We start from the raw sequence: 19,753 nt of genomic DNA, 5'->3' as shown, positions 1-19,753 counted from the left end.
AGGGTTTTGAGGCCCTAATTACATCATGCCGCCCATTCCACCCATGCCGCCCATGTCAGGCATTGCAGCCTTTTCTGGTTCTGGCTTGTCAGCGATAACCGCTTCAGTAGTCAGGAACATTGCCGCTACGGAAGCAGCGTTTTGCAATGCATAACGAGTTACTTTCGCAGGGTCAACGATACCAGCGTCGATCATGTTTACCCAGTCGCCAGTAGCTGCGTTAAAGCCTACGCCAACTTCTTCGCGTTTCAGACGCTCAACGATTACAGAGCCTTCTTCACCTGCGTTAGCAGCAATGGTACGGATTGGAGCTTCCAGAGCGCGCAACACGATGTTCACGCCTGTTTGCTCGTCGCCTTGCAGTTCAACAGCTGCAACTGCTTTGTATACGTTCAGGAGCGCTACACCACCACCGGATACGATACCTTCTTCAACCGCAGCACGGGTTGCGTTCAGGGCATCTTCGATGCGCAGTTTGCGTTCTTTCAATTCTGTTTCAGTAGCCGCACCGACTTTGATGACTGCTACACCGCCGGACAATTTAGCCAGACGCTCTTGCAGTTTCTCTTTGTCGAACTCGGAAGTGGTTTCTTCCAGTTGCGTACGGATTTGGCTAACACGAGCGTCGATGTCGGCTTTGTTTCCAGCACCGTCAACCACAATCGTATTTTCTTTTGTGATACGCACTTGACGTGCTGTACCCAGTTGGTCTACGGAAGCTGTTTTCAGGTCCAGACCCAGTTCTTCCGTGATCACTTGACCGCCTGTCAGGGCAGCGATATCTTGCAACATTGCTTTACGACGGTCACCAAAGCCTGGAGCTTTAACAGCTACAGCGTTGAATGTACCACGCAGTTTGTTAACAACCAGCATAGCCAGCGCTTCGCCTTCGATGTCTTCAGCGATCAGAACGAGTGGCTTGCCTTGTTGTACGATTTTTTCAAGCAATGGCAGGATTTCTTGTGTGTTTGTGATTTTTTTGTCTGTGATCAGGATATACGGATTGTCCAGTACAGCTTCCATTTTGTCCGTATCTGTAATCATGTACGGGGAAATGTAGCCACGGTCAAATTGCATACCTTCAACCACTTCCAGCTCTGTTGCAAACCCGCGGGATTCTTCAACCGTGATTACACCGTCTTTGCCCACTTTTTCCATAGCTTCAGCGATCAGTTCGCCTACTTCGTCATCAGCAGCGGAAATACCAGCTACTTGAGCAATGGATTGTTTGCTTTCGATTGGTTTGGAGATGGCTTGCAGTTCAGCAACAGCCGCTTTAACCGCTTTGTCGATCCCTTTACGGATACCGATTGGGCTTGCGCCAGCAGTTACGTTTTTCAGGCCTTCTGTGATGAGGGCTTGAGCCAAAACAGTAGCAGTAGTCGTACCATCACCAGCTACATCGTTCGTTTTGGTCGCTACTTCTTTAACCAGTTGAGCGCCCATGTTTTCGAACGCGTCTTCCAGCTCGATTTCTTTTGCAATCGTTACACCGTCATTAGTGATGAGCGGGCTACCGAATTTTTTCTCCAGTACAACGTTACGGCCTTTCGGTCCGAGTGTTACTTTAACAGCGTTAGCCAATGCGTCAACCCCGCGCAGCATAGAGCGACGAGCGTCTTCACTGAATTTAATATCTTTAGCCATTTGTGATAAACCTCCCTATGGATTATGAATGATTTGTTTCAATTCCTATATTCAGGTCTTGTCCGGGTTCCGGTTAACCGATAATCGCGTGGATATCGCTTTCTTTCATAATCAAATATTCTTTACCTTCATATTTGATTTCCGTTCCAGCGTATTTAGAGAAAATGACACGGTCGCCTTCTTTTACTTCCAGAGGAATACGGGCACCGTCTTTCAATGCGCCTGCGCCAACCGCGATAATTTTGCCTTCTTGCGGCTTTTCCTTGGCAGAGTCAGGAAGTACGATCCCGAAGGAAGTCGTTGTCTCTTGCTCAATTGCTTCCACCAATACGCGTTCACCCAAAGGTTTGATCATGAAAAAATAGCCTCCTTATTAAGTGTTTTATCCTGTAATTTGGTTGTTATGTTGTATGTATTAGCACTCGACAGTCGTCAGTGCTAACAACCAACTTTATGATACTCAACTTGGGATTGAATTTCAAGTCCCTAATGTATTTTTTATGGGAATTTTTATGGACAGCCCTTCCCGATTATATCCATCTATCTGAAAAATAACCGTTAACTCAAGGCTAATGGTTATTTTTCAGGGGACTAAGCCGCTACTGTTCATGCTCTGTACATAGTCATGATATACAAATGCTATTCATCATCTGCAAGTTGCCATGAAGCGCGACCCGAATAAATTATTTACTGAGCCATTCAAGTCCTGTCTTATTATTCTGAAGCTACACGCAATTGAGCCTCACGTTCCTCCTGTGCACGCAGTTGCTTGCGGTACACGACCGAAGACAAGTACACGCTCACTTCATATAACAACAGCAACGGAATCGCCACCAAAAAATCGGAAATAAAATCCGGCGGGGTAATGACAACCGCGACGAACACCAGCAGAAAATAAGAAATCTTCCGCCATTTGCGAAGCCGCATTGGTGTTAAAACATGAATCCCCGTCAGAAACATGATAAGCAGGGGGAGCTCAAACAGTAGCGCTACAGGCAGTACAATATTAAACATAAAGGTGAAATATTGTGCGATCCCGTACGTTTCCTGTAATCCCATACTTTTGGTGACAGACGATGTAAACTGAATCGCCATCGGGAAAATAATGAAATAAGCAAAAGCTGTCCCAATGATGAATAAAAGCAGCACATAAGGCACATACCGCAAAGTCGCACTTCGTTCTTGCGGCCTTAATCCCGGGCTGACAAATTTCCACAGTTGGTAGCATGCAAACGGTAGCGCCACCGCAATCCCGATGATCATGGCGATCTTCATGTAGATACCAATCCCGTCCCAAAATGAAAACGCGTTTAACTGAAAAGCTTGCGCCGAACCGGAGCGAATAAGCCAGTCATAGACAGAACCAGCCGCGAACAGACCACCAGCCAGTGCCAATACAAATACAATTAGCACATAGATCATTCTGCGGCGGAGCTCACCCAGATGTTCCATTAGCGGCATTTCATGCTCTGATGGGGTCAAATCCACTTCTCCTTTCTGAACGGAACGCAGCAGCGCCTCCTAAAAAATAAAGCCCTTCACTGAAGAAGAGGCTTTTGTTTAGTACAAGATCAAGAATCGATCACTAAATCTATGACAAGCGTTTATCCTCAGACTGAGGCTGAGGTTGAACTTCTGAAGACGTCGTTTGTGATGCTTTGACCACACTATCTTTGCTGTCTTTACGCTCAGTCCGTTCATCTTCTGATAAAATATCGCGTGCCCCGTTTTTAAACTCACGGAATGTACGCCCTACAGCTCGACCCAGCTCAGGCAGCTTGTTCGGACCAAATAGCAGCAGCGCCAGAATAATTAACAAAATATAACCCGGTGCTCCAATATTGGGCATGTGTAGTAATCCTCCTTATGTTGACGAACAAAATAAGAATCTTTGTCCGTATACGGCCTTATAAATTCTTATAGGTATCATACCACACACGATGTGCTGCCTTCTACCGGAACTGACCTGTCACCATAAGCAACGCTTCTGGAAGCTGGTCCATTATCGCTGCCAAATTTTCATGCACGCCTTTGGGCGTTCCTGGCAAATTGACGATCAGTGTACGTCCGCGTATTCCCACGATTCCACGGAATAGCATAGCCGCTGGATTTTTCTGCATCACGATCATTCTCATGGCCTCTGCCATACCCGGCACTTCCCGTTCCACAACCCGCCGAGTCGCCTCGGGTGTCACATCACGAATGGCCAGCTCAGTCCCGCCCGTAGTTAGTACCAGGTCTGCATGAAAATAATCGGTCATTTCGATTAAAGCTGCAATAATTTCATCCGGTTCATCGGGAACGATCCGGTATTCCACAATCTCTCCGCCCAGTTCTTCTTCGATGAGTTCCCGGATGACCTGTGCGCTTGTATCCTCACGCTCTCCCCTTGCCCCTTTATCACTGGCTGTTAGGATCGCCGTTTTCCACACCATAAGATCACCCTTCTCCTATCATGAAAGAATACTTTCTCTTCTGAAAATCAGAAACAGCCACGCTGCATCCTGCATCACATCACAGTACCCTCTCGGCGACAATGTTTATCTATGTCAAGGTTCCCGGTGGTCCTCCCGTTGAAAATCCCCATGCTTGCCACCTGTTTTGGATTGCAGCATGGTAGGGCCGATGATCATATCTTTTTGCAGCGCCTTGCACATATCATACACGGTTAACGCTGCGGCTGAAGCCGCTGTCAAAGCTTCCATTTCTACACCTGTCTTACCTTCGGTCTTCACTTCAACTTCAATATGAAGCACATCATGTCCATTATCGGAAAAAGTAATGTTCACGCCTGTCAGAGCCAGTGGATGACACATCGGTATCCAGTCTGACGTTTTTTTCGCGCCTTGAATCCCTGCGACCTGGGCCACAGCAAGAACATCACCCTTGCCGATTCTTCCTTCTTTTACAGCCGTCAATGTAGCCGGATTCATCGTAATCTGAGTCACGGCAACTGCTGTACGAACCGTAGACGTTTTACCCGAAATATCTACCATACGAGCACGTCCCTGTTCGTTAAAATGAGTAAAGGAATCCACGACTCCCTCACAGCTCCTTTCACATACCCAACTTTACTTCATTCATCATTTGTCAATTTTGCATAATCACAATCTAAGCGTCCATCCAGAGTAAACAGCACGTCCACTCGCAAATCCCTTGGCTCCATAGGCACCTGTGTGAGCAATTGTCCCGGCAGTAGCAGCGAGACATACAGCGGACCTACGTGGCTGTTGTTACGCTTCTCTGCCTCTACCTGTACGGTAAAGCGGTCATAATAGCCTCCGCCGTAGCCAATCCTGCCCCCTCGACGATCAAAGGCCAAGCCAGGCACAACAACCCAGTCAATTCCCGTCCACATTTCAGGCGACCATTCCTTGCATGTCAAAGCAGGCTCAGGGATGTTCCAGACGCCGGGTACAATATCTCCGTTCTGATCCATCTCCCTCAGCTCCATCGTCCGAGTTACCGAATCCACTCTTGGAGCCAGGACACGATCTCCCTGTGACCAGCAATGCTCAATGAGGGGAGTCGTCGAAATCTCGCTGCCAAAAGAGAGATAACTAAATAAGGTTAGCTTATCTCCGTTTCTGTCTATTCTAAGCTGCTCCCATGCCTCGATTGCATGCCGACAGGCCACAGCCGATGCCTTCTGCCTTGTCAGCGGGTCCATGGAGTCACGCGCCTCCCGTTGCTGCAAACGCAGCGCGTTCTTCACATTACAGACATCCATCACATCCGCCCTCCCGCACAATCGTCGATAATCTTTAATACGTTGCTATTGTCCCATTTGTCAGTAAGTGCTGTACGTTGCAAGTTTTTTTCATTCTTTTTCACTTCTCGCTTAAGTTTATCATTGTTTATACAAATTGACTACACGCGGCTCAAGGGTTTACAGGGTGAAAGCAGTGCAATAGTGGGTAATTTCATGTAAACTGGAAGGAAGGTACCTGCGAAAAAAGCAGGTAGAACTGTGCAAAATGTAATGGAGGAACGATACGCTATGCTATTGCAAGTAACCGGAATTACTAAATCTTATGGAATTGAGCCCGTTCTGGACGGGATTAACCTTCAAATATTGGAACGTGAACGTATTGGACTCGTAGGTGTGAACGGTGCAGGCAAATCGACCCTGCTCAAAATCATTGCTGGTGAAATATCCTATGACAGTGGACAAATTTTCAAGGCAAAGGAGACCAGCATCGGTTATCTGGCGCAAAACAGCGGCTTGAATTCTGACCGTTCTATCTGGGGGGAAATGATGCTGGTGTTCACTCCCCTGATTGAAGCGGAACGGGAACTGCGGCAAATGGAACAGGACATCGCTGACCTGGCCAATGCTCAAAACGAAAAACGCTACGCAGATCTGCTGGAACGCTATGCACGTCGTTCAGACTGGTTCAAGGATCACGGTGGTTATGAAATGGAGACCCGTATTCGCAGCGTGCTGCACGGCATGGGCTTTGGCTCATTTGCACCTGAAACGCCTGTAGCTACCTTGAGCGGAGGACAGAAAACTCGGCTTGCGCTAGCGCGCATCCTACTGCTCGCCCCAGATGTCCTCATGCTTGATGAGCCTACCAACTATCTGGATATTCAAACACTAACCTGGTTGGAGGACTATTTGCGCGGCTACTCCGGTTCTCTGCTGGTTGTATCACATGACCGTTATTTTCTGGACCGACTGGTAACGACGATTATTGAAATCGAACGCCATCGTTCTACCCGATATACAGGCAACTACAGCCGCTACATGGAGTTGAAAGCTGCCGAGTACGAAACGAATCTGAAGCATTACGAAAAGCAGCAAGGAGAAATTGCCCGTTTAGAAGCATTCGTACAACGTAATATTGTGCGGGCTTCCACGACCAAACGCGCTCAAAGTCGGCGCAAGCAGTTAGATAAAATGGAGCGTATGGATCGACCGATGGGAGACTTGAAAAAGGCTCATTTTTCCTTTGAAACAGCCCATATGTCAGGTAAGGAAGTACTGGAGGTCCGTGACCTCTCTGTGGGATATGAAGGGAAAAAGCCTTTATTCCAGCACGCATCGTTCGACTTAAAACGTGGAGATACCGTGGCACTGATTGGTCCGAACGGGATCGGAAAATCGACGTTGCTCAAATGTCTGACCGGATCACTTAAACCTGCTGCGGGCTCCATCCACTGGGGCACGAAAATCAAAATCGGTCTGTATGACCAGGAGCAGACGAACCTGAACCCTGCCAATACCGTACTGGAGGAGTTGTGGAGCGAGTATCCTCATATGGAAGAAGCACGTATTCGTACAGTGCTGGGTAATTTCCTGTTTAGCGGTGACGATGTACTAAAAAAGGTAGCTGCATTAAGCGGAGGGGAAAAAGCCCGCGTTTCTCTGGCCAAGCTCATGCTGCGCGAAGCCAACGTGTTAATTCTAGATGAGCCTACCAACCATCTGGATCTGTTTAGCAAGGAAGTGCTGGAAGCGGCTTTGATGGACTATGACGGTACACTGTTGTTCATTTCCCATGACCGTTATTTCCTGAACAAAATGGCGGAACGTGTCATCGAGCTTCATCCTGGAGGGATAGAACATTTCCTGGGGAATTATGATGACTATGTAGCCAAAAAGCAGGAATTGGAGGAAATTGCGCAGGAAGCTTTGGAGGCAAATCAGGCCGCACGCGGCAAAACATCGGCTACCTCTGCATCCGTGACAGACGAGACCACATCCAAATCACGCGCAGCCACCTATGCTGCAGACAAACAAGCCAAAAGCGAGGAACGTAGCCGTCAACGCAAGCTGGAGGCATTGGAAAACCAGATCAAAACGCTGGAAGAACAAATTTTAGGGCTGGAGGAACAAATGACCCTACCTGAGATTTATCAGGATTACACAGCGCTTCAGAATATTCAGGCACAGCTCGACACCCGTAAACAGGAATTGACTGAAACCTATACCTCTTGGGAAGAGCTGTTAGAAGAATAAACACTACTGCATAAAATCTTAGCCTTAAAAATTTCACATTTTCCTCTTCTATATTTTTGTACACAAGATTATCCACAGCTTATGTGTATGAATGAGATTGAAAAATGGCCTTTTAGGCCATTTTTTTATTGATAAAGAGCCGTTTTCAAATGAAAACCAAATTTATCCACCCTTTTATCCACATTATCCACAGATTTTACAAGAACTAAAGGTGTTACATATCCCCCAACTTGCTATCTCCAAAAAGTCTTAGCCTGCTTGCTTCGGGCTGGGTTATCCACATTCGAAACGGTATATGTGGATAACTTTGTTCACAACTTGACAAATCACATCATTATTCGGGCAATATCAAAATTCCAGATTTTTTTGATGGATTATGAAAAATCGTGAACCATTGTGACGAATCATGCGAGGGAATGAGATGCTGCCATTCTTTTGCTCAAACTCCTGTATTTTATCCTCTTGAATTTATATTTTTATGATCGTTATGGTGCGGAACAAAAAAGACACGGCTCAACTGTGCCATGTCTTGCTCATTCTTCTTCAATTAAGTTTGGACAGACCATTCTTCCAGAGACAGCCCTGGATCAGCCTTCATATCCAATGAGGTAAATTCCCCGCGCTTCCATTTGGCGTAGGCCGCAGCGCCGATCATCGCTGCATTATCTGTGCAATATTTCATCGATGGTACAAGCAGATCGATTCCTTCGCGCTCACAGCGCTCCCGCAATGCTGTACGCAGTCCGCGATTAGCTGCCACACCGCCACAAAGCAGGAGCTGCTTCGCACCGTATTCACGCATGGCACGAATCGCCTTTTCCACCAGCACCTCGACGACCGACTCTTGAAAGCCTCTTGCGATCGCTCCGACATGAACGGTTTCTCCGCGCATTTTCGTCTGGTTAATTACATTCAGCACCGCCGATTTCAAACCACTAAAGCTAAAATCATAAGAATCTGGCTCCAGCCATGCACGCGGCAAAGTAACCACTTCCTCCGATTCATGAGCCACACGATCCACATGCGGACCGCCGGGATACGGAAATCCAATGGCTCTCGCTACTTTGTCGTAGGCTTCCCCAACCGCATCATCTCTTGTACGACCAATGAGTTGAAAATGACCTTCGGACTCCATCAGCACTAACTCTGTATGTCCTCCTGACACAACGAGAGCAATGCACGGATACACGATATCATGCTCCAACTGATTGGCATAAATATGTCCCGCGATATGATGCGTCCCGATTAATGGCTTGCCAAACGCCAAGGCAGCACTCTTGGCAGCGACAATACCAACCAACAATGCGCCAACCAGTCCTGGTCCTTGTGTCACGGCAACCGCCGAAATCTCACGAGGAGTAATTCCTGATGTTTGCATGGCCTCGTCCAGCATATAGGTGATGCTCTCCACATGTTTGCGTGAAGCCACCTCTGGCACAACACCACCAAAGGCTTTGTGTGTTTCAATCTGACTGGAAATCAAATTCGAGAGCACCTCTGTGCCATTTTTCACGACAGAAACAGCCGTTTCATCACAACTCGTTTCCACTGCCAGTATATAGCAAGGCTCGCTGGAGGCGGAGCCTGTACCTGCTTTTTCCTCTTGCGTCATTGCTTCTGCACGCTTCCTTCCTGTTCACCGGATGCCCCATGCGCGGGAAGATCCGCCCACATGATCACGGCATCCTCGTTATTATCCGAATAATAGCCTTTGCGCACACCCGCGGGCTTAAAGCCTTTTTTCTCATACAAGCCCTGAGCGATCCGGTTCGTTACCCGCACCTCTAGCGTCATACGTTCCATCCCTAAATAAGAGGCGGTCTGCATCAGCTCATTCAACAGCTTGTCTCCAAGCTTGCGTCCGCGATAAGCCTCACGAATCGCAATATTCGTAATATGGGCCTCATCCATAATCGTCCACATGCCTGCGTAACCAATGGCTTGTCCGTCTAGTTCCATAATCATATATTTAGCGAAATGATTCATCGTCAGCTCATTGCGGAATGCTTCCTCCGTCCACGGTAGCGTGAACGCTTCATGCTCAATCTCCAGCACATCGGGAATATCATCCAGTTGCATCAAGCGAAACTCAAGTTTCTCTTCCCGCTGTATGTTCTTTGCCATGTTGTTCACCGCTCTCTTCAGCGCTGACGAAGCAGATTGGCTTCCGCCTCCGCCAGCTGGGTATAATTAGGAACCAGCGTATGTAGCTCGTCATGTTCCTGACGAAGCAGCTTATCCGCCCCAAGGCGGCCAACCCATCTTCCTTCCAGCTCATAAGGTACAATATGAAGCTCGCTCCAAGCACGCAGACGCTCAGCTGTTTCGGCGTGAACCGTCGTTTCACCGACTAGCCAAATGACTGGAGGACGCTCTTCAGAGGGCAAAGCCTCCAGCCGTTGCAGCAGGTCATCGGTCCAAGCAGTCATTAAGCGAATTGCATCTGGCTCCAGCCGTTGCGGACTCTCGACGTCGTCAACTGTATTCACGGCGAACAGCCCCGTGTAAACCTGACCACGGCGCGCATCCAGCACAGGCACAATCCAGTCTGCTGCCTGCGCTCCGGACGAACCGTTATGCACAGACTCATTTTTATCTTCTTGTCCCTTCATCTCGATGCCGCGATTCCAACCACCCCACGCCAAAGCGTGCAAAGTCGATATGGACGTCACCGGGATACCCCAGGCCCAAGCGAGTGTTTTGGCTGCAGTCACCGCAATCCGGATACCGGTATAAGACCCCGGTCCAACACCAACTGCAATACCATCTACATCATCTCGTGTCAGCCCTTCTTCATTCAGCAGTCGTTCCAGCTCGGTAATCACATGCACGGAGTGATTACGTTCGCCATAGACGTTGCTTTCTCCCAGCAATTCTCTTCCGTTCATCAGAGCGGCCGCCATCACGGTCGTCGCTGTATCTAACGTCAAAAACCGCTCACGCGGCTTTACATTTACATCTGTATGCTCTCTTTGCATGGTTCAAACTCCATTCTCCCGCAAACTGCGGCACCATTGTTCATAAGGCTCGCCGTACCCGGTCAGGTGAATCAAGCGCTCCCTCACATCCGTTGTTTCTATATACATATGAAGCCGCTGCTCCGGCAATATATCCGGTATAATACTACCCCATTCCACCAGACATACTCCTGTCCCGTAAAAATATTCGTCCAGCCCGAGATCCTCCGCCTCATCCTGGGAAATCCGGTACACATCCATATGATACAAAGGCAATCGGCCCTCGTACTCCTTAATGAGGGTAAAGGTTGGACTATTTACGATACCCGGCACACCTAAATGGCTGGCAAAAGCCTTGGAAAAAGCAGTTTTGCCCGCCCCCAGATCTCCATCCAGCACAATCACTGTTCCGGGAACCGCTTTGGCTGCCAAAAAACCTGCCAATGCCCCGGTCTGTGCCTCTGAGACAGAACGGAACGTAAACTGTTCCTGCGAAATTGTCATATATTTTAATCACCTTTCGTCCGAATCGGACCGTTCCAACTTGTTCTTTATTATATAGTTCACCTTATGTCGCCGCAAGGCATGAAGACATGCTATTGTAAGTTAGATGATACACACAGGGAGGGATCGAAACGATGGGACAAACCGTTTTACTCTTGATTGATGTTCAGCAGGCGATGTTCATGTATGATGAGAAGCTGTATCGTGAGCAGGAAGTTGTAGCGCATTTGCAGCAGCTTTTGGACAAAGCCAGAGCTACAGGTACACCCGTGATTTTTGTACAGCATACCGATGAAGCGGATGAGGATTTCCGGGAAAACAGTGTAGGCTGGGCCATCGCCGATGTGGTGCGCCCTCTTCCTCATGAACGAATTGTCCGTAAATCATCCTGGGACAGCTTCTACCAAACCGAATTGGGCCATGTGCTGAAGGAACTGGGGGCCGATCAGCTCGTAATCGCGGGGATGCAGACCGAGTTTTGCCTCGACACGACTTGCCGAAGCGCCTATAGTCTGGGATACCAGAACAACGTGCTCGTATTGGATGCGCATAGTACATTTGATAGCAAGGTGCTGAGCAGTGAACAAATTGTAGCTCATCATAATGAGATGCTTGGCAATCGTTTTGTGCGTTTACTCGCGACAGCAGATGTACATTTTTCGTGAGTTATTGATCCAATTCACAAGTTTTCACTATCTCGCAAAGACGTCATCATTTTTATTGGAATTCCAAATGTATTCAATTGGATTGGCAATCTGCCTAGCTTTTTCAAGACCAGATTGGTCAGAAACAAAGCCGCCTTCAGAAAATTCTGTAGGCTTTTTTTATTTTCCAGCTGAGTTAGATGATATTTGCGAGGAAAACTTTTTTACGTATGGATTGTAACTTTCATTTTTAACATAAAATTCAATTTATGATCATGATTTTCAGAAAAAACAAGAAAATAACAGAAAACGTTAGAATGGCCTAATTATTGTGGCCTATATGACCCTATAAACATCTGTACATAGATATGTGTAAATATTTGGACATTGAGCAAAATCTGCATTAGAACTATGATAAAACTGGTTTTAATTTCCAATGGGAGAAGGCGATCGAACCGTCACATTTACTGTCTTAGGCACCATGATATGCCCGCATGCAAATATATCTTGCAATCGCTGCGTCTCGTAGGTTAAGAGCGGAAATTACCAATTGAAGTGCAATCATGGATGTATTGTGTTTTAACACAGCGAAAGGAATGTGAGTTTTTAATGAAAAAAGTAGCTTTAGTAAGCCCGTTAAGAACAGCGGTCGGCTCTTTTAACAAAACCCTTGCGCCTCTAAGCGCTTCCGAACTGGGAGCAACCGTGATGACAGCATGCCTTCAGCAAAGTAAATTAGAGCCTTCTTTGATTGATCAGATTTATTTGGGAAATGTTCTTCAGGCGGGCAATGGACAAAATCCTGCCAGACAGGCGGCATTAAAAGCCGGTATCCCTATTGATGTACCCGAAACAACGATAAACACGGTTTGCGGTTCAGGACTTCATGCCGTTGCTTTAGCTTACAATTCAATATTGGCTGAACAAGGCAACATCGTCTTGGCCGGAGGCATGGAGAGCATGTCGAATGCCCCTTACCTGCTAAGAAATGCAAGAAACGGCTACAAACTTGGTAACGGTGAGTTGGTAGACTCCCTGGTGGCCGACGGCCTTACATGCCCGATCAACCATTACCATATGGGAATTACCGCAGAAAATGTTGCCGATAAATATGGAATTTCAAGAATGGAGCAGGACGAATTTGCCTATCAAAGCCAGATAAAGGCCGTAGAAGCAAAAAACAAGAAGCTTTTTGAAGAGCAGATTGTTCCAGTCATGATCAAAAACAAAAAAGAAACTATTTCTTTCACAGAGGATGAACACATAAGAGGAAATACAACGAAAGAAAAACTTTCTCAATTAAAACCTGCGTTTAAGGAGAACGGAACGGTTACCGCCGGGAATGCTTCGGGAATCAATGATGGCGCGGCGGCCGTACTTGTGGTGTCGGAAGACAAATGCAAAGAACATGCATTAAAGCCAATGGCATATATCAAGGGTTATTCCCTTGTTGGCGTTGACCCTGCATATATGGGAATGGGGCCAGTGAAAGCCATTTCGACACTTCTGAAGCAGCAAGGTATATCCATCGATGCCATTGATCTTTTTGAAATTAATGAAGCGTTTGCCTCACAAGCATTAGCGGTAGTGAAGGAGCTAGGGGTCAGTCTGGACAAAGTGAATGTCAATGGGGGCGCGATCGCGATCGGGCATCCTGTCGGGGCCAGTGGTGCTAGGATATTGGCTACGTTGGTTCATGAAATGGTGCGAAGATCTTCACGTTACGGCATCGCCTCGTTATGCATCGGAACAGGAATGGGCATAGCGATGCTGGTTGAAAATGCGCTCATTTAAAGTGCGTATTCAAGATGAATTTTAGAATATCTGTTAAAGGGAAGGGAGACCGTTATGAATCAAAAAGATGTACTTTCACTCCAATCCATGCCTGCGGCTAGCGGCAGCTACGGGCGCCCGCCATACCGCTTCATCAACCGGGAATTTTTTATCATTACCTATGAGACCGATCCCGCTGCGATTAGACAGGCGGTCCCGGAACCTCTTCAGCCGGATGGAAGCAATACGGTTTCCTATGAATGGATCAAGATGCCCGATTCATCCGGGTTAGGAAGTTATGAGGAAAGCGGTATTGTCATTCCGTGTACTTTTCAAGGAGAACCCTGCAATTTTGTCGCCCAAATGTATTTGGATAACGCGCCTGCTATTCTGGGGGGACGCGAAGTCTGGGGTTTTCCGAAAAAATGGGCAAAGCCTCGCTTGATCGTTGAGGAGACGGAGACGCTGACGGGTACATTACATTATAACAACGTCCTGGTGGCCACGGGAACTATGCCTTTCAAATATAACATTCTTGATGAAAAGGAAACGGCAAAAGCCATCGCAAAAACACAAGTTAATTTAAAGTTAATTCCTGATGTTGACGGTACCCCCAAAATCGCTCAGTTAGTAGCGTATAATCTTGAGAACATTACTGTAAAAGGAGCCTGGTCAGGGCCTGCCAGATTAAGCCTGATCCCCCATGTTAACGCTCCTGTGGCAGATTTGCCGGTTAAATCTTATATTGGCGGGAAACATTTTATTGCTGATTTAACGCTTCCATATGGAAGAGTCCTCTACGATTATCTTCAATAAAGTTTGCTTTCCTAAAAATATATATATATAAGGAGAAGGAACCATGAATAACAAAGTAATCTCCGCTGAAGAAGCAGTTAAGAAGGTCAAAGACGGAGACACGGTGATGGTCGGAGGTTTTCTGGCAGGAGGCTTTCCGGAGGAGCTGGTTCGTGCGCTTGTCGACACCAATCCCGCCAGCAATCTTGCGATTGTTTCCAACGACACAGGCACACCAGAATTATCTATCTATAAGCTTGTAAAAAGCGGCAGAGTAAAGCGAATTTTTGCATCCTATATCGGCTCCAATCCGGAAACGGGAAGGCTCCTGATGACGAAAGAAGCTGAGGTCCAACTCTTCCCGCAAGGCACGCTCGCTGAAAAAATACGCGCAGGAGGAGCCGGTTTGGGCGGGGTTTTAACACCTGTAGGTGTAGGCACCGTTGTAGAGGAAGGAAAAAAGAAAATCAAAATTGATGAAAGGGAATATTTGCTCGAACTCCCGCTCAAAGCGGATGTGGCGTTAATCAGAGCCCATAAGGCTGATGAAGCGGGGAATCTTGTCATCAACGGCTCTTCACGTAACTTCAATATGGTTATGGCTACAGCGGCAGAGTATGTAGTTGCTCAGGTAGACGAATACGTAAAGACGGGTGAAATTGATCCCAATCATGTCAACGTTCCCGGAATATTTGTCGACGCAATTGTAAAGGTGGGTGAAAACGCATGAATAACAGAGAATTCATTGCTCGAAGAATAGCCCAGGAATTCAAAAGTGGTGAAGTTGTCAACCTTGGTGTCGGATTGCCTACAATGGTAGTGGACTATATCCCCGAGGACATTCATATTATGCTGCAGGCTGAGAACGGAATCCTCGGTGTAGGCCCCAAAGCGGCTCAGGGAAAAGAAAGGCTCGATTGTATCGATTCAGGCGGAAACTACGTTACAACCATGGAAGGAGCATGCTTTTTTGACAGTGCACTTTCATTTTCCATCATCCGCGGAGGGCATGTGGATATCACCGTGCTGGGCGCCCTGGAGGTCGACGAGAAAGGCAACCTTGCAAGCTGGATGATCCCTGGGAAAAAGGTGCCGGGTATGGGGGGAGCCATGGATTTGGTAGTTGGAGCCAAGAGAGTGATTGTAGCCATGGAGCATGTGAACAAAAATGGCGCACCGAAAATACTGGAACAATGCAAGCTGCCCTTGACTGCTGTAAATGTTGTAAAGACCATAGTAACCGAAAAGGCTGTCATTGATGTTATTCCGGGTAAAGGGCTGATGCTAAAAGAAATTGCTCCGGGTTTGACGGTGGAAGACGTTCAATTAGCAACAGAGGCTAAACTGATAGTTTCACCACATTTGAGGGCCATTGCAGTGTGAAGGTCATAGAAAGGAACCAGCTGCATCTTCAAATTAACTTGTCTGGCATTTAACTCGTCCCTACGACTGCACTTGTTATTACAAAAAAAGGTTCGCTAATTGCTCATTGAGCAATTGCGAGCCTTTTTTTGTTGGAGCGGGACCTTTCAAGCAGTATCTGCGATGAAAGCCTACAGCTGTGCAAATAAAATGCGCCTTTTATGAGCGTAAAATCCAATCCCCTACTGCTCAGCCACCTTCGTATGGTTAAGATAAGCAAATAAGTTGTGGGGATTGGCACGCCCAGTGTGACTATCTTTCCAGAATGTCTGAATAAGCGGCTGATCATCAATACTTTCTATTAAATTTCGATTCAGCATCAGATGGAAATCATCTTCAACCGTTAAATGTCAGTAAAATCTGCTCTTGCTCCAGTTTTTGTGCCGCTTCCTCGTTTACTCGACGAAATCCTGCGATCAGTGCTTTTTTAATAAGACGAAGCATTTCGTCGCATCTGGGCTTTTTGTCACGGCCATGGATAATGACCAGATGTTTGGTTCCCATCTCCTACCGCTCTTCCAGACGATCCACACGGACGGTTTGAGTATTGCCGGGGTTGCTGCCCACCTGTACGGTAGCCATACCGTTTGCTTCATCCACATGCTCAATCCAAATCGGTTTGCCATCCAATTGTACGGCAATATTCTCAGATGAATCATAAATGGCTTTTGCTCGTTCCACGTTCATGCTGTTCTCCTCCTGCTGAATGTTGGTGCATTAATTTAGAAATGTAGGTCACCTAGTCTTCATCTATAAGTCGTTCAACGTCCAATGAAGGAAAGCTATGGGAAGGCGAGGTTGAAACTACAGCCTCTAAATCCACATGAGCCACAGCAACGGGAAAAGGCGGCTGAGTTCCATGTGAAAGGGCAAACTCGGGCGGCAATGCATCTTGTTCGCCTGCGGCGGGACCCCGAAAGGCGATATGGCTTTGACCCACACGATGACTGATCTGCCGAGGATAGGATTTTCCGGACATAAATTGCGTACCCCCTTTGAATCGGATATGCCTTACTATGTACCAAAATTGCTGTAACCATGCGCAAGCGGCAGCAATTCGCAGTCTTCATCTACACCTCATACAATCACTTATACGAAGCATACTAAGTGAAAATCATATGCTCATATCCCGGGGTGCCCGGAATCGAAGGATGCAAAATGCGGATTAAAGAGAAGGAGGACTGGCGGTATGCATACGGTCTGGAAAGGCGCGATCAGCTTCGGGCTGGTTCATGTGCCCGTTAAAATGTTTTCAGCTACGGAGGATAAGGACATTTCCATGCGTTACATTCACAAGGAGTGTGGAAGCCCACTTAGCTATGTACGAAAGTGTCCCGTTTGTGACAAGGAGGTCGAATGGGAGGAAATTGGAAAAGGCTACGAATATGAAAAAGGAAAATTTGTCATGTTCGACAAGGAGGAACTGGAGCAAGTTAGCGGACAAGCGGATAAAAATATCGTGATTTTGGATTTTGTTGATTTGCAGGAAATTGATCCGATTTACTTTCAGAAAACGTATTATTTATCCCCGGATCAGGCCGGCTCCAATGCGTATAAGCTGCTCATGAATGCAATGAAGGATACCGGGAAAATCGGGATTGCCCAAATCTCCATCCGCTCTAAAAGCAGCTTGGCGGCGATTCGGGTGTTGGATGAATGTTTGGCGGTGGAGACGATGTTTTACCCCGATGAAATTCGTCCCATTGCTCAAGTTCCTAACTTACCGGGGCAGGAAGAGGTTAAAGAGAAGGAGCTGACCATGGCCAAAATGCTGATTGAGCAGCTATCTACACCTTTTGATGCAGCCAAGTATACGGATCAGTACCGCGAGCGTCTGCTGGATCTCATTCAGCATAAAGTTGCTGGTGAAGAGGTGCGAATCGCCCCAACACAGCCTCAGACCAATGTAGTAGATTTAATGGCCGCCCTTCAGGCCAGCATCGAGGCAGTGCAACCTGTCGTTACCGATCCCGGCCCTTCTGCGAAAAAACGCCCTGCGCGTAAACCAGCAGCCCCAACAGCACAGCAGGCGGTGGCAGGCGACAACCTCTCTCCGACTCCAGTCAAAAAGAAAAGAAGCACTGCCAAACGTAAAGAAACTTAAGCTGAGTTACAAAAAAGTCTGGTTAAGGGGTGGCGGTGACACTGCTTTGATACGATAGTAGCTGACTGAACGCCCCCCGCTCCTCTTGTTCCAGTTGGCGGTAGTTCCCCTGCTGTATGACCTCGCCTTGATCCAGTACGACAATTTGATCCGCATGTCTGATGGTTGACAGGCGGTGAGCAATGACGATCAACGTCATTTGACCTTTCATCCGTTCCAGTGCTGCCTGAATTGCGGCTTCATGTTCACCATCCAGCGCACTTGTCGCTTCATCTAGTATAAGTACCGGAGGATGATGCAAGATAGCCCGTGCTAATACTAGCCGTTGACGTTCTCCTCCAGACAGACGAATCCCGCGATCCCCAATGATCGTGTTCAGCCCTTCGGGCAGTCTGGATACAAAGTTGTCTGCTGCTGCAAAATGTAACGCCTCCCATAGCTGCTGCTCACTAGCATCCTTATCCGCTAGCATCAAATTTTCGCGGACAGTCGCATGAAATAAAAATGGATCTTGTGACACGTAGCCAAACGACTGCCGCCACTGGGGCAATAATTCGTCGCCCAGAACAAGCCCGTCTATTGTAATCTGCCCCCCAGTTGGACGTAAAAAACCCATCAGGACATCGACCATTGTACTTTTACCCGCTCCTGATTTCCCTACAATGGCTGTCATTTCCCGGGCGGGTATGAACAAATTAATATGACGCAGTGCAGGCTCTGCTGCACCCTCGTAGCGATAATCCAGATGGCTGCATTCAATCCCATGACGAAGGGACAGGGGTTGCCGTTCAGATGCAGATGATAGATTGACCACCGCGGATGGAACGCGAGTCTCAGAGGATGCAAGTGCAATCAATGACGGATCTGTGAAAGCTTCGCACTCTTGTTGCACCTTGGTGACACTTTCAAAAGCGGAGATCATAGACATGATGTATTCCAGACTCGCTTGAATAAGAGCAAATCGAGGCCATAAGCGGGAAAATATAAGAATCAGCACAATCAGTTTTTCAGGTGTAACATGCAGCCACTGCAGCGATATAAATATGACGCAAGCGACAAAAACAGCTGCCACTGCACGATGAAAAAACTGTGTGGTCGCATTTTGCCGGACAAATTGAGTCGTATTATCCTCCATGCGTTGCGTCAGGGAGCGAAACCAATGGATATTCGCCGCTTCCAACAGATTGCTTTTTATATCTTTCATACCGTTCATGTGATCCGTAATTCCAGCAAAATAAACCTGTGACAGTTCAGTCGTACGATCACCTAATTGTTTGGCATTTCGAATGGAGCGGCGGAACACGACAAACAGCCCCAATCCACTCAGAAATACCAGTCCGGTTAAAGAGGGGGATAACCAAAAAGCCAGCGCAATCTGGATCAGCGTAAACATGACGGCTGTAGTCAGTTGAAGAAGCAAATTCGTTCCCTGACTGACACGCGCCAGCTCGGTCGTCATCACATGGCTAAAATCAGATTTACGCTGACGCAAATAAAAGGCCCACTGCGCCTTCATAAAGGAAGTGTACACGTCTATTCGAAGAGAACGCATAAAACGCTGCTGAATCCGCGAATTCAGGATGGATTGGTAACGCTGAAGCAAAGCCTGCCCTGTAAGCAGCACTACAAAAACCATCAACATCCCCGGCAATAGCCAGCTTTTAGGAACGAACGGCAAAAAATGATCCAATCCATCAGACAGAAATGGCATCCCTGAATGACCGACAAATACGCCGATGGCCGCCAGCATAGGAACAAGCATATAAATGCCAAAACCCTCCAGTAGACTGACAATGATCATACACCCAATATTGAGAAATAACGCACCGCCGTTCACGCTATACAGCTTTGTCATATATAATCGCAGGTGAACCATAATGCACACTCCTTATTCAGGACTTTGCAAAATTCGATCCCAATCGCTCCAAAGTGCAATATATAG

22 protein-coding genes are annotated in these 19,753 nt (G+C 47.3%); 7 read left to right on the top strand and 15 right to left on the bottom strand.

Annotated features, from left to right (window positions below):
- Positions 1–18: 18 nt before the first annotated feature.
- From groL to NSQ57_RS06375, 7 genes are all read right to left on the bottom strand, one after another.
- The gene (groL, locus tag NSQ57_RS06405; RefSeq protein ID WP_013309215.1) at positions 19–1,647 is read right to left on the bottom strand and encodes a chaperonin GroEL; all 1,629 of its coding nucleotides are present in this window, start codon (positions 1,645–1,647) and stop codon (positions 19–21) included.
- A gap of 73 nt (positions 1,648–1,720) precedes the next feature.
- Positions 1,721–2,002: a co-chaperone GroES gene (groES, locus tag NSQ57_RS06400; protein WP_007429271.1), complete on the bottom strand. Its 282-nt coding sequence runs from the start codon at positions 2,000–2,002 to the stop codon at positions 1,721–1,723.
- Positions 2,003–2,361: 359 nt separating this feature from the next.
- Entirely contained in the window at positions 2,362–3,129 is a 768-nt protein-coding gene (tatC, locus tag NSQ57_RS06395) for a twin-arginine translocase subunit TatC (protein WP_342425802.1), read from the bottom strand.
- Positions 3,130–3,238: 109 nt separating this feature from the next.
- Positions 3,239–3,496: a twin-arginine translocase TatA/TatE family subunit gene (locus NSQ57_RS06390; RefSeq protein WP_039269589.1), complete on the bottom strand. Its 258-nt coding sequence runs from the start codon at positions 3,494–3,496 to the stop codon at positions 3,239–3,241.
- Between the two features lie 103 nt (positions 3,497–3,599).
- Positions 3,600–4,082: a MogA/MoaB family molybdenum cofactor biosynthesis protein gene (locus NSQ57_RS06385; RefSeq protein ID WP_013309212.1), complete on the bottom strand. Its 483-nt coding sequence runs from the start codon at positions 4,080–4,082 to the stop codon at positions 3,600–3,602.
- Between the two features lie 114 nt (positions 4,083–4,196).
- The gene (gene moaC / locus NSQ57_RS06380) at positions 4,197–4,685 is read right to left on the bottom strand and encodes a cyclic pyranopterin monophosphate synthase MoaC (protein ID WP_029516247.1); all 489 of its coding nucleotides are present in this window, start codon (positions 4,683–4,685) and stop codon (positions 4,197–4,199) included.
- Positions 4,686–4,723: 38 nt separating this feature from the next.
- Entirely contained in the window at positions 4,724–5,377 is a 654-nt protein-coding gene (locus tag NSQ57_RS06375) for a 5-formyltetrahydrofolate cyclo-ligase (protein WP_029516246.1), read from the bottom strand.
- A gap of 270 nt (positions 5,378–5,647) precedes the next feature.
- Here NSQ57_RS06375 and NSQ57_RS06370 point away from each other — a divergent pair, with 270 nt between their 5' ends.
- The gene (locus NSQ57_RS06370) at positions 5,648–7,612 is read left to right on the top strand and encodes an ATP-binding cassette domain-containing protein (RefSeq protein WP_209949684.1); all 1,965 of its coding nucleotides are present in this window, start codon (positions 5,648–5,650) and stop codon (positions 7,610–7,612) included.
- Between the two features lie 547 nt (positions 7,613–8,159).
- Here NSQ57_RS06370 and tsaD read toward each other — a convergent pair.
- From tsaD to tsaE, 4 genes are read right to left on the bottom strand one after another with little or no spacing between them, the layout of a single operon-like run.
- Positions 8,160–9,224, bottom strand: a complete 1,065-nt coding sequence (gene tsaD, locus NSQ57_RS06365; protein WP_209949649.1) for a tRNA (adenosine(37)-N6)-threonylcarbamoyltransferase complex transferase subunit TsaD — start codon at positions 9,222–9,224, stop codon at positions 8,160–8,162.
- Positions 9,221–9,736, bottom strand: coding sequence for a ribosomal protein S18-alanine N-acetyltransferase (gene rimI / locus NSQ57_RS06360; RefSeq protein WP_029516243.1), 516 nt, complete (start codon positions 9,734–9,736; stop codon positions 9,221–9,223). Before rimI ends, tsaD begins: the two co-directional genes overlap by 4 nt.
- 17 nt (positions 9,737–9,753) lie before the next feature.
- The gene (gene tsaB / locus NSQ57_RS06355; RefSeq protein ID WP_342425801.1) at positions 9,754–10,590 is read right to left on the bottom strand and encodes a tRNA (adenosine(37)-N6)-threonylcarbamoyltransferase complex dimerization subunit type 1 TsaB; all 837 of its coding nucleotides are present in this window, start codon (positions 10,588–10,590) and stop codon (positions 9,754–9,756) included.
- 3 nt (positions 10,591–10,593) lie between these two features.
- Positions 10,594–11,073, bottom strand: coding sequence for a tRNA (adenosine(37)-N6)-threonylcarbamoyltransferase complex ATPase subunit type 1 TsaE (tsaE, locus tag NSQ57_RS06350; protein WP_342425800.1), 480 nt, complete (start codon positions 11,071–11,073; stop codon positions 10,594–10,596).
- A gap of 134 nt (positions 11,074–11,207) precedes the next feature.
- Here tsaE and NSQ57_RS06345 point away from each other — a divergent pair, with 134 nt between their 5' ends.
- The 5 genes from NSQ57_RS06345 (at position 11,208) to NSQ57_RS06325 (ending at position 15,668) form a co-directional block, all read left to right on the top strand.
- Positions 11,208–11,738: a cysteine hydrolase family protein gene (locus NSQ57_RS06345; protein WP_342425799.1), complete on the top strand. Its 531-nt coding sequence runs from the start codon at positions 11,208–11,210 to the stop codon at positions 11,736–11,738.
- A gap of 588 nt (positions 11,739–12,326) precedes the next feature.
- Positions 12,327–13,511, top strand: a complete 1,185-nt coding sequence (locus NSQ57_RS06340; RefSeq protein WP_342425798.1) for an acetyl-CoA C-acetyltransferase — start codon at positions 12,327–12,329, stop codon at positions 13,509–13,511.
- Between the two features lie 54 nt (positions 13,512–13,565).
- Positions 13,566–14,306, top strand: coding sequence for an acetoacetate decarboxylase (locus NSQ57_RS06335; RefSeq protein WP_039269579.1), 741 nt, complete (start codon positions 13,566–13,568; stop codon positions 14,304–14,306).
- A 43-nt stretch (positions 14,307–14,349) separates the two neighbouring features.
- Positions 14,350–15,015 carry a CoA transferase subunit A gene (locus tag NSQ57_RS06330; RefSeq protein ID WP_029516237.1) on the top strand — a complete coding sequence of 222 codons (666 nt, stop codon included), beginning with the start codon at positions 14,350–14,352 and terminating at the stop codon, positions 15,013–15,015.
- Positions 15,012–15,668, top strand: a complete 657-nt coding sequence (locus tag NSQ57_RS06325) for a 3-oxoacid CoA-transferase subunit B (protein ID WP_029516236.1) — start codon at positions 15,012–15,014, stop codon at positions 15,666–15,668. The genes NSQ57_RS06330 and NSQ57_RS06325 overlap by 4 nt, the downstream gene beginning before the upstream one ends.
- 375 nt (positions 15,669–16,043) lie before the next feature.
- Here NSQ57_RS06325 and NSQ57_RS06320 read toward each other — a convergent pair whose 3' ends face one another.
- The 3 genes from NSQ57_RS06320 to NSQ57_RS06310 are packed head-to-tail and all read right to left on the bottom strand — an operon-like array spanning position 16,044 to position 16,686.
- On the bottom strand, positions 16,044–16,211 hold the full coding sequence (locus NSQ57_RS06320) for a hypothetical protein (RefSeq protein ID WP_342425797.1): 168 nt from the start codon (positions 16,209–16,211) through the stop codon (positions 16,044–16,046).
- Between the two features lie 3 nt (positions 16,212–16,214).
- Positions 16,215–16,394 (bottom strand): H-type small acid-soluble spore protein, encoded by a 180-nt coding sequence (locus tag NSQ57_RS06315; RefSeq protein ID WP_029516235.1) that lies wholly within the window; start codon positions 16,392–16,394, stop codon positions 16,215–16,217.
- A gap of 52 nt (positions 16,395–16,446) precedes the next feature.
- The gene (locus NSQ57_RS06310) at positions 16,447–16,686 is read right to left on the bottom strand and encodes a hypothetical protein (RefSeq protein ID WP_029516234.1); all 240 of its coding nucleotides are present in this window, start codon (positions 16,684–16,686) and stop codon (positions 16,447–16,449) included.
- A gap of 210 nt (positions 16,687–16,896) precedes the next feature.
- Between NSQ57_RS06310 and NSQ57_RS06305 the strand changes: the two genes are divergently transcribed.
- Positions 16,897–17,811 carry a Ku protein gene (locus NSQ57_RS06305; protein WP_340884684.1) on the top strand — a complete coding sequence of 305 codons (915 nt, stop codon included), beginning with the start codon at positions 16,897–16,899 and terminating at the stop codon, positions 17,809–17,811.
- Positions 17,812–17,833: 22 nt separating this feature from the next.
- Here the strand turns inward: NSQ57_RS06305 and NSQ57_RS06300 are convergent, their stop codons facing one another.
- The gene (locus NSQ57_RS06300) at positions 17,834–19,687 is read right to left on the bottom strand and encodes an ABC transporter ATP-binding protein (protein WP_342425796.1); all 1,854 of its coding nucleotides are present in this window, start codon (positions 19,685–19,687) and stop codon (positions 17,834–17,836) included.
- Positions 19,688–19,753 lie beyond the last annotated feature (66 nt).

The organism is Paenibacillus sp. FSL L8-0502 (genome assembly GCF_038593055.1).
In the GTDB taxonomy this organism is placed as follows: Bacteria; Bacillota; Bacilli; order Paenibacillales; family Paenibacillaceae; genus Paenibacillus; species Paenibacillus polymyxa_D.
The sequence above is the reverse complement of the archived record's forward strand: the minus strand, read 5'-3'. Positions and strand labels throughout refer to the sequence as shown.